Annotated in this window: 3 protein-coding genes and 1 pseudogene; all 4 read left to right on the top strand. The window is 42.1% G+C overall.

The window, feature by feature from the left end; translation table 11 throughout:
* The coding region (locus QZ735_RS18955) for a helix-turn-helix domain-containing protein (protein WP_294252019.1) at positions 1-143 on the top strand (143 nt) is incomplete at its 5' end.
* 221 nt (positions 144-364) lie between these two features.
* Positions 365-5218 carry a RecQ family ATP-dependent DNA helicase gene (locus QZ735_RS18950; protein ID WP_294252016.1) on the top strand — a complete coding sequence of 1618 codons (4854 nt, stop codon included), beginning with the start codon at positions 365-367 and terminating at the stop codon, positions 5216-5218.
* A 174-nt stretch (positions 5219-5392) separates the two neighbouring features.
* Positions 5393-6205, top strand: a pseudogene (locus QZ735_RS18945) (SDR family oxidoreductase).
* Positions 6206-6561: 356 nt separating this feature from the next.
* A complete protein-coding gene (locus QZ735_RS18940) occupies positions 6562-7482 on the top strand; it encodes an AraC family transcriptional regulator (protein WP_294252012.1) in 921 nt (306 codons plus the stop codon).
* The last annotated feature ends 237 nt before the right edge of the window (positions 7483-7719 follow it).

The raw sequence follows: 7719 nt of genomic DNA, 5'->3' as shown, positions 1-7719 counted from the left end.
CCAGGGAAAAACTCATCGGAACCGATCTGACGGTAGCGGAGATCGCTTATGAGCCGGGTTTTGAACACCCTCAGTCGTTCAGCAAAATGTTCAGGCTCCGGACAGGCCTGTCGCCGCTGGAGTTTAGGGGCTCTTTTGAATGAGACAGGAAATCTACAGATTTTTCAAAAAAGAACATTTAATTAAGATTTTAAACCCGAATGGTATAAAAGGAAAATTTTATTTTACAAAATACCCAAATATTATGGTATTTTGTTTTTCCGTTTATTATATTTTATTTAATTTAACTCATCTGAAATTAAACAAAGATTAATAAGCATTTTTTTTATTCAGACATAAAAAACAAAATAACTATTGATTTACTTTGACAGAAATAGAGAAGCATATTGGCCTTATTTCTTATATCGATACGGAAATTGAACCTACCAGTCGCAAAATCCTTGATATCGGAGGAATAAAAGAAGACGGAAGTTCGTTTCATAAGACTTCTGTTGCAGAATTTATTCAGTTTATTGAAACAACTCCATTTATCTGCGGGCATAATATCATCAAGCACGACCTTCAATATCTCCGGACAGCTATCCGTGATGCAGGAATTGATGCTAAAAACATTATCGACACCCTGCCCCTTTCCCCTTTACTCTTTCCTACAAAACCTTATCATGCCCTTTTAAAAGACGATAAAATTCAGACAGAAGAGGTTAATAATCCTCTTTACGATTCGATTAAAGCAAGGGATTTGTTCCACGATGAAATAGAAGCTTTTTACCGGACCGATGAGAATCTCAGGCAGATCTTCTATCTGTTATTGAAAGACAAAAAAGAGTTTGCGGGTTTTTTCCGTTTTATCAATTATACCGGAAAGGAACGTGATACCGAAGAGCAGATCCGGCAGAAATTCAGGAATCAATTCTGTGAACATGTCGATTTGGCAAAAATAATAGAGACCTATCCTATCGAATTAGCTTACTGCCTCTCACTGGTTAACTCTTTCGTTCATCATAAAAAAATCCACTCCATTACTCCGACCTGGGTGCTGAAGAATTATCCGGAGGTGGAAAGATTAATGCTGATGCTAAGAAACACGCCCTGCATCAAAGGGTGTACCTATTGCAACGATGCACTGGACGTGTACAAAGGTCTGAAAAAGTTTTTCGGCTTCGATTCATACCGTATGTACGGTGGTGAGGCCCTACAGGAAAAAGCAGTGCAGGCTGCCGTAAACAATAAATCCCTGCTTGCCGTCTTCCCGACGGGCGGTGGAAAATCCATTACTTTCCAGGTGCCTGCTCTGATGAGCGGAGAGAATTCAAAGGGCCTTACGGTTGTGATCTCACCTTTACAGTCTTTGATGAAAGACCAGGTGGATAACCTGGAAAAAAATAATATTACGGATGCCGTCACAATCAATGGATTACTCGACCCTATCGAAAGGGCCAGATCATTTGAAAGGGTGGAAGACGGATCCGCTTCCCTTCTGTACATCTCTCCGGAATCACTGCGTTCGAAAAGCATCGAGCGACTGATGCTGGGAAGAAAGATCATCCGTTTCGTCATCGATGAAGCGCATTGCTTTTCATCATGGGGACAGGATTTCAGAGTTGATTATCTTTATATAGGTGATTTTATCAAATCCATCCAGGAAAAGAAAAACCTCGATTACCGCATACCCGTTTCCTGTTTTACCGCTACGGCAAAACAAAAAGTAATAGAAGATATCCGGACTTACTTCAGGGAAAAACTGGATCTTGACCTTGAATTATTCACATCAAAAGCATCAAGGACGAATCTCCGGTACAAAGTTTTTGAGAAAGCTGATGAAGAAGAAAAATACCAGGCCGTCCGCGATCTGATAGAGGAGAAAAACTGCCCGGTTATTATCTACGTTTCCCGGACAAGGAAAGCTTACCTGCTTGCAGAAAGATTAACCAGGGACGGTTTTGATGCAAAGCCATATCATGGAAAAATGGACAAGCAGGAAAAATCTGAAAACCAGAATTCCTTTATCAGCGGTAAAACACAGATTATGGTGGCCACGTCTGCTTTCGGAATGGGCGTAGATAAAAAAGATGTGGGTGTGGTGATTCATTACGAAATTTCGGATTCGCTTGAAAACTATGTCCAGGAAGCGGGAAGAGCCGGGAGAGATGAAAATATCGTTGCCGAATGCTATGTGCTGTTTAACGAAGAAGATCTTGGCAAACACTTTATCCTGCAAAATCAGACCAAACTCTCCATTAAGGAAATACAGCAGGTTTGGCAGGCCATTAAAGCCATTACCAAATTCCGGTACACGGTTTCCCATTCTGCATTGGAAATTGCCAGAAAAGCAGGTTGGGACGATAATATCATGCAGATCGAAACGAGAGTAACAACTGCTATTGCAGCCTTGGAAGATGCCGGATACCTTAAAAGAGGACAGAATATGCCGAGGGTTTTTGCCAACAGTATTTTAACCAAAAACGCCCAGGAAGCCATCGACAAAATCAATCGATCCGCAAGATTTACGGAGAAGCAGAAAGAGAAAGGCATCAGGATCATCAAGAAGCTTTTTTCGAGCAAAAGCAGGAAGCAGACAAACGAAGAAACGGCAGAATCGAGGGTCGATTATATCAGCGACCATTTGGGTATCGTGAAGGAGGAAGTAATCAATATCATCAATCTTCTACGCGAAGAAAGAATCTTAGCCGATACCAAAGACCTTTCCGCTTTTATAAAAAAAGGAGAAAATAAAAACCGCTCCCTCAGTATTCTGGAGACTTTCTGTAAAATTGAAAAGTTCCTGCTCTCTTTTGTCGAACAACAGGAAAAAATTTTCCACATCAAGGAACTTAATGAAAAAGCGGAACAGGCAGGATGTTCAAACAGCAGCACGCAACGGATAAAAACAGTCTTTAACTTTTGGTCGATCAAAAACTGGATCAAAAGACGCAGTATGGAATATTCTAAAAACCATTTGGCCCTTGCTGCTTTGTATCCCACGGAACTTTTAAAAGACAAGCTTGAAAAAAGGCATGAACTGGCCGGTTTTATTGTTGATTTCCTGTATGAAAAAAGCCTTTCGGAAACTTCAGAAGATGACGCAGGCAAACAGGAAGTACTGGTGGAATTTTCCGTTCACGAACTTAAATCTGCTTACGAAAACAGCCCGAATCTGTTTAAAAGGGATATAGTCCTGGAAGATGTCGAAGATACCCTGTTTTATTTATCAAGAATTGAAGCGATAAAAATCGAGGGCGGCTTTATGGTGATCTATAACAGGCTGACCATCGAACGTACAGAACAGAACAACAATAAAAGGTATACAAAGGATGACTATCAGAGGCTGCATCAGTTTTATGAAAATAAAGTCCAGCAAATTCATATTGTCGGAGAATATGCGAAGAAGATGATTACCGATTATCAGCATGCATTACAGTTTGTAGAAGATTACTTTCAGTTAAATTATTCATCTTTTCTCAGTAAATACTTTAAAGGCAGCCGGCAGCAGGAGATCTGCCGTAATCTTACACCGGCAAAGTTCAGACAGCTTTTCGGAGAACTCTCCCCTACCCAACTCAAAATTATCCATGATAAGGAAGCACAGCATATTGTGGTAGCGGCGGGACCGGGAAGCGGAAAAACCCGGGTCCTTGTTCATAAATTGGCCGCTCTGCTTTTAATGGAAGATGTGAAACAGGAACAGTTGCTGATGATTACGTTTTCCAGGGCGGCGGCAACAGAATTTAAAAAGCGGCTGATCCGACTGATCGGGAATGCAGCGCAATATGTGGAGATAAAGACTTTTCATTCGTATTGTTTTGATTTATTGGGTAAAGTGGGAAACCTGGAAAAATCAGATCTGATTATTAAAAAGACGATCGAGAAAATAAGAAATGGTGAAGTGGAAGCCAGCAGGATCACCAAAACCGTTTTGGTGATTGATGAAGCCCAGGATATGAATGAGGATGAATACCTGCTTATCAATACACTGATGGAACAGAATGAAGAGATGCGTGTGATTGCAGTAGGCGATGACGATCAGAATGTTTATGAATTCAGAGGATCCAGCTCAAAATATCTGGAAGCATTTATTTCAAACAACAATGCCGTAAAGCACGAACTGGTTGAAAATTACAGAAGTAAAAACAACCTGGTAGCCTTAGCAAATGAATTTGTAAAGCAGATCCCTCACCGACTGAAAAGTACCCCGATCGTACCCGTGCAAAATGATAACGGAAAAATAAAAATCGTTAATTACAAAAATAGAAATCTCATTGTCTCTCTGATTGAAGACCTGCTTCATACCGGTCTGTCCGGCACGGTCTGCGTACTAACGAAGACCAACCATGAAGCTTTGCAGATTACCGGCTTGCTTTTAAAAAATAAAATACCGGCAAAACTGATCCAGACCAATGACAATTTTAATTTATATAACCTTTCGGAAGTCAGATTTTTTCTGAACCGGTTGAATTTATACAGTGATGCTTTTACCATCAGCGATGAAGTCTGGGATTCCGCCAAACAGGAGGTAAAAAATAAATTTCACAGCAGTAATAAATTAGAGATCTGTATCAACATCATTAAAGAATTTGAAGCGATCAATACAAAGAGAAAATATAAATCCGATCTGGATGCATTTATCAGGGAATCAAAGCTGGAAGATTTTTTTAATACCAACGGTGAAACGGTTTTTGTTTCCACCATTCATAAAAGCAAGGGAAGGGAATTCGACAACGTTTTCATGCTGCTTGAGAATTTCAGCCTCTCAACAGATGAGGCCAAGAGGCAATTATATGTAGCCATGACCAGAGCAAAAAACAACTTAACCATCCATACGGATGCTCCATTTCTGGATCATTTTTTTATTGAAAACCTGATCAGGATCCATAATAAAGAAACATATTCCCAGCCGGACGAGTTAGCCATGCACCTTACGTATCAGGATGTCTATCTGGACTTTTTTCTTAACAGCCAACACCTGATTCCGGGGCTTATCTGCGGTGATTTGCTAATTTTTCATGGAAATATTTGTATGAATTCCCGCCACCAGCCTGTTCTGCAATTCTCTCAGCGTTTTATCGAAAAAATAGAAACCCTGAAACAACAGTCATACGAATTAAAAACGGTAAAAGTAAACTTTATCGTTTACTGGATGAAAGAAAATACGAACCAGGAAATAAAAATTATCTTGCCGGAAGTCTGTTTCAAAAAAACTGATGCTTCTACAGCCGGTTAGCTGGTAAGAATTCAATATTTCATGCTATGCAAAAACAATATCAATTGATCCGTTTCCTCCTGTCCTCATTTTGTACAAAACACCACATCGCCATTTTGGCTACGACAATTACCATTTAGGCTTCTCCCATGCCTGGCCGGTAAGATACCTTTGCGGTATTAAATCTTAAAAATTATGAATCAGACCATTTTCATTACCGGAGCTTCTTCCGGAATCGGAAAAGCAACCGCCAGGTTATTCGCATCAAAAGGCTGGAACGTCATCGCTACGATGCGTACACCGGAAAAAGAAACGGAACTCAACACGATCGGCAAGATTACCCTGCTGAAACTGGATGTAACCGTACCGCAGGAGATACAGGAAACGGTACAGAATATTCTGCAGGAACATGAAGTGGACGTGGTTTTCAATAATGCGGGCTATGCGCTGATGGGTGCTTTGGAAGCCGTGTCCGACTAAGAGATCCGTGCCCAGATGGAAACCAATTTCTTTGGCGTCGTTCGGGTAACCAAAGCCTTTATCCCGTATTTCAGGGAAAGAGGCCACGGATTGTTTATTACGACCGGTTCGTCTGCAGGCCTGGCAGGATTCCCAATGGGATCGATGTATGATGCCAGCAAATGGGCCATCGAGGGATGGAGTGAAAGCCTGTCCTACGAACTCTCCGAATTCAATATCGGGATCAAAACCATTGAACCCGGTATGGTATCTACGGAAATCATGAACAAATCCCCGGTGGTTTCCCATCCTGCCTACGATTCCCTGCTGAATAAATTTGTAGCGGCGGTCATGCAGCAGGAAAACATGACAACCCCCGAACAGATTGCCGAGGTGGTTTACGGAGCGGCTACCGATGGCTCAAAGAAACTGAGGTACGTCTGCGGTGAAGATGCCATCGCGATGTACACACACCGCCTCGAAGTTGGCGACGAGGCCTTCCGCGAGGGAATTTTCGAAATGCTGAATGGCGGCAGATCTCTTATTTAAAATCTTAAATATAGCAGCATAAGGAAATTATGGATTATTTTAGCGACCTAAGGAAACAAGAGAAAAAGTGGAAATTTTAAAGGTTTTAGCTTAATGTGAATTCGACGGTAACTATTTATTTTTAAGCGATTTAATGGAATTAAAAGAAAAGTGAACACCTGAAAGACTTTACATTAGTGAAAAATCAGTTGATATTCAAAATTCCCGGCAATCGTAACCTAAGATGCTCCAGGCACCAGCTTCCCTCTCCCATTCTGTCAGTCCGGTTGGTACCGGGAGTTCACATTATTTAAGCCCTCCAAAGAAATCCGGCGGCCACGATTCCGGCCGTTGGATTTTTATGTACATTTGAAATTATGAAATCCAGAGAAATTCATCATCCCAGGCATTTCCGGACGCTTTCCGAAATGCAGCACGCCCTGAACCTGCCCAAGCCGGCACATCCTTTAATCAGCTTGCTGGATTATCGGGAAGCCGCCATTACCCATGAGATGCTGTCGTTTGATTTTGTGATGGATTTTTATCACATTACCTACAATGATTCTTCGGGATGCCGGATGAGATACGGCCAGACCACCTACGATTTTAATGAGGCCGGCATGTGCTTTACCTTACCCGGACAGTCTCTGGCCGGCATCTCATCTTCAGGAGACCCCGCCGGTTTTACCCTGCTGATTCATCCTGACTTTTTCCGGGGCTATCCGTTGGAGCGTAAAATCAAAACGTACGGCTTCTTCACCTACTCGATTAATGAAGCGCTTTACCTTTCGGACAAAGAGAAAAATATCATCACCAATATTGCCGGTACGATCAACGACGAACTGAAAACATCGATCGATGACCTGAGCCAGGATGTGCTGATCTCCCAGGTAGAGCTTCTGCTGACCTACAGCCAACGGTTCTACAAAAGGCAGTTCATTACCCGTAAAATCATCAACAACGATTTGCTGAGCAAAATGGAAACGGTGCTCGATGCGTATTTCAATTCGGAAAAAGCCGTCATCGAAGGACTCCCTACCGTAAAATACCTGTCGGATCAGTTGAAAGTTTCACCGCGTTATCTCGGGGATATGCTCCGTTCGGTTACCGGATTCAATACCCAGCAGCACATCCACATGAAACTTATCGAAAAAGCAAAGGAAAAACTGATCGGAACCGGTTTAACGGTAGCAGAGATCGCTTATGAGCTGGGCTTTGAACACGCGCAGTCGTTCAGTAAGATGTTCAGGCTCCGGACAGGCCTTTCGCCGCTGGAGTTCAGAGGTTCGTATAATTGATGTGAACGGTGAATTCTGCTCCGCAAGTGAATTTAAATAATAAAAATTAACCATTGACCCCCGAAGGAATTGACCATTGACACAAAAACTTCCCGCATCCGGCTTCCCTTTTCCAGCCCATAAACCGCCTGTTACTTTAAAGCAACCTTTTCGCCGAAAACAGCCGGGCAAAACCGTCAAATGCTTCCCGGAAACTCCGGCCGACCGGAATAGAAACTTTACCGATCAAAACTTCAT

Origin of the sequence: uncultured Chryseobacterium sp., from assembly GCF_913776365.1 — a bacterium.
GTDB lineage: Bacteria > Bacteroidota > Bacteroidia > Flavobacteriales > Weeksellaceae > Chryseobacterium.
This window is presented reverse-complemented; position numbering and strand designations above follow the sequence as displayed.

Bases quoted from the DNA above. Each gene is read 5' to 3' on its own strand.
- QZ735_RS18940 (WP_294252012.1), top strand. From the start codon at position 6,562: ATGAAATCCAGAGAAATTCATCATCCCAGGCATTTCCGGACGCTTTCC.